The organism is Teichococcus oryzae (assembly GCF_008386565.1).
Taxonomy (GTDB): domain Bacteria; phylum Pseudomonadota; class Alphaproteobacteria; order Acetobacterales; family Acetobacteraceae; genus Pseudoroseomonas; species Pseudoroseomonas oryzae.
The window spans coordinates 1-2,323 of sequence record NZ_VUKA01000056.1 but is presented as its reverse complement, the minus strand read 5'-3'; the positions used below and the strand labels follow the sequence as shown (position 1 = coordinate 2,323).

General features: G+C 65.0%; 1 protein-coding gene. It reads left to right on the top strand.

The window, feature by feature from the left end:
* On the top strand, positions 1 to 2,295 hold a 2,295-nt coding region (locus tag F0Q34_RS21450; protein WP_149814407.1), incomplete at its 5' end, for an MHYT domain-containing protein.
* Positions 2,296 to 2,323: the final 28 nt, after the last annotated feature.

Here is a 2,323-nt window from a genome sequence, read left to right as displayed (position 1 = left end):
GCGGGCCGCTGGATGGGCACTGCCTGGCTTGGCGCCGCCGCCCTTGCCTTGGGCGGAGGCACCTGGTCCATGCACTTCCTTGGGATGCTGGCCTTCCACCTGCCAATTCCCGTGGCGCATGATCCCAGTCTCACGGCACTTTCCCTGGCCGTTGCGGTGCTGGTCACCGGCTTTGGCTTCACCGTGGTGCGCAAGTATGGCGGTCAGTTGCATGGCTTGGCCCTGGGTGGCCTGCTGATGGGCAGCGGCATTGCAACCATGCACTACATCGGCATCGCAGCCATGCTGGTGCCTGCCGAGCTGCGCTTGGACAAAGTGCTCGTCGTGGCCTCAGTGCTGATCGCAATTGGTGCCGCAACTGGAGCACTATGGCTCACCCGCCGCTACACCACGTCCGGGTGGCGGATCGGAGCCGCCGTGATCATGGGGCTGGCCATCTCCGGCATGCATTACACAGGCATGGAGGCGATGGCCTGGATCCCGCACGCTGGCACCACTACAGATGGGGCTAATGCCAGTCATGTTGGCATTGGGCAGGCGAGCCTGGGGATTGGGGTGGCGGCGATCACCTTCCTGGTTCTGCTGCTTGCCTTCGTCGCCGCGTCCTTCGACCGGCGCCTTGCCGTGCTTGCCGCAGGGGAGGCCAGGGGTGCGCTGGCCGAAAGCGAGGCACGGTTCCGGGCCGTGATCGAGCAGGCTGGGACCGGCATTGCCCAGAGCGACACGCAGGGACGTTTTACTCTGGCGAATGATCGCTACTGCGCGATCGTCGGCCGGTCACGAGAAGAGTTGCTCGGTTCCGGCTTGCGTATGCAGGACATCACCCATCCGGACGATCTGGCTGCCAATCAATCAGCTTTCGTAGCGGCCATCCGTGAGGGTGCTCCTTTCTCGATCGAGAAGCGTTACCTCCGTCCCGATGGTACGGAGGTCTGGGTCAACAACAGCGTCGCACCGGTACGGGATGCGGAGGGCCGCGTGCTCTCTGTGGTCGCCGTTACGCAGGATGTGACCGCGCGCCGTGCCGCCGAAGCCGAGCTGGCCCAGCAACGCGCCGGGCTGGAGTGGCTGGTCGAACAGCGCACCGCCGCCCTGCTGCGCTCCGCCGAGGAGCGTCGGCGGGCCGAGGAGACGGTGCGCCAAGCGGAAAAGCTGGCGGCGCTCGGCCAACTCACCGGCAGCGTCGCGCATGACTTTGGCAACCTCTTGCAGGTGATCACCAGCGGAGCCTCGCTGCTCCGGCAGCCTTTCTTGTCCGCAGACAAGAAAGCCGAGATCCTGGAGAGTTTGAGCCAGGCGGTCGAAAGTGGCCGCGGCTTGACAAATCGCCTGCTCGCCTTCGCCCGGCAACAGACGCTGCGCCCGGAAGTCATTGATGTGGGTGCCCGCCTAGTGGGTATGTCGGGCCTCCTGCGTCAGACACTCGGCGCCGGCCTCCGGATCGAGACCGATTTCGACGCCGATCTTTGGCCGGTACGCGCCGATCCGGGTCAACTCGAGGCCGCCATCCTGAACCTTGCGGTGAACGCTCGCGACGGCATGACCAAAGGCGGAACGCTCACCATCCAGGCGCACAACGTGACGCTCAAAGCCACCGCGGAACGCGTGGCCGGAGAATATGTGTGCATCGCGGTCAAGGATACCGGTGAAGGGATTCCGCCCCACATCCTCTCCCGCGTGCTGGAGCCATTCTTCACCACCAAAGAACCGGGCCGGGGCACGGGCCTTGGCCTGTCGCAGGTGCATGGCTTTGCGAAACAATCGGGCGGCGACCTCCACATCGAGAGCAAGCCGGGATATGGCACCACGGTGTTCTTCCACCTGCCACGCGCTATGTCTGTCAGCGCCGAGATCAAGAACGACGCTGCAAAGCCAGGGGAGGAGCCTGGTGTTCTTCAGGGTCTCGGCCGCACGGTGTTGGTGGTCGACGACAACCCGGATGTCGCGGCCTTCGCATGCAGTCTGCTCGAGGAGCTAGGTTACACCACGCGACGTGCCGACAGTGCGGCCGAGGCATTGGCCATGTTGGCACGGGGAGAGGGAAAGGTAGACGCGGTCTTCTCGGACGTGGTGATGCCAGGCGGCATGGACGGCGTCGAACTGGCCATCGTGCTGCGTTCCTCTTTCCCGCACGTCGCGGTGGTGCTGGCCACTGGCTACAGCGAGCGGATCGCGCGCGATGGTGCACTGGAGGGCGTGGAGACTCTGTTCAAGCCCTACCGTTCGGATGAGTTGGCCTCGGCACTCAGGCGGGCATTGGCGCGAAGTGGCGGCCCGCTGGAGGCAGCGGGATGAGCCGCAGCTTTGTGGCCTATCTTCCTGT